Annotated in this window: 1 rRNA gene; it reads left to right on the top strand. The window is 58.2% G+C overall.

Annotated elements, in window-relative coordinates:
• Positions 1-395 (top strand): 23S ribosomal RNA (locus tag IO36_RS36090); the annotation flags it as partial.

Below are 395 nucleotides of genomic sequence, written 5' to 3'. Positions count from 1 at the left end.
CTGCCCAGGGTAAGTCGGGACCTAAGGCGAGGCCGACAGGCGTAGTCGATGGATAACCGGTTGATATTCCGGTACCCGCTGTGAAGCGTCAAACATCGAGCCCATTAATGCTAAGGCCGTGAAGCCGCCCTGATCTCTTCGGAGTTGAGGGGAGTGGTGGAGCCGCTGACCCAAGGTGGTAGTAGGTGAGTGATGGGGTGACGCAGGAAGGTAGTCCATCCCGGGCGGTGGTTGTCCCGGGGTAAGGGTGTAGGACGTCAGGTAGGCAAATCCGCCTGACACATAGTCTGAGACCCGATGCCGAGCCGATTGTGGTGAAGTGGATGATCCTATGCTGTCGAGAAAAGCCTCTAGCGAGTTTCATGGCGGCCCGTACCCTAAACCGACTCAGGTGG

The sequence above is a fragment of the Streptomyces aureus genome (assembly GCF_000725495.1).
GTDB classification, from domain to species: Bacteria; Actinomycetota; Actinomycetes; order Streptomycetales; family Streptomycetaceae; genus Streptomyces; species Streptomyces aureus_B.
This window is presented reverse-complemented; position numbering and strand designations above follow the sequence as displayed.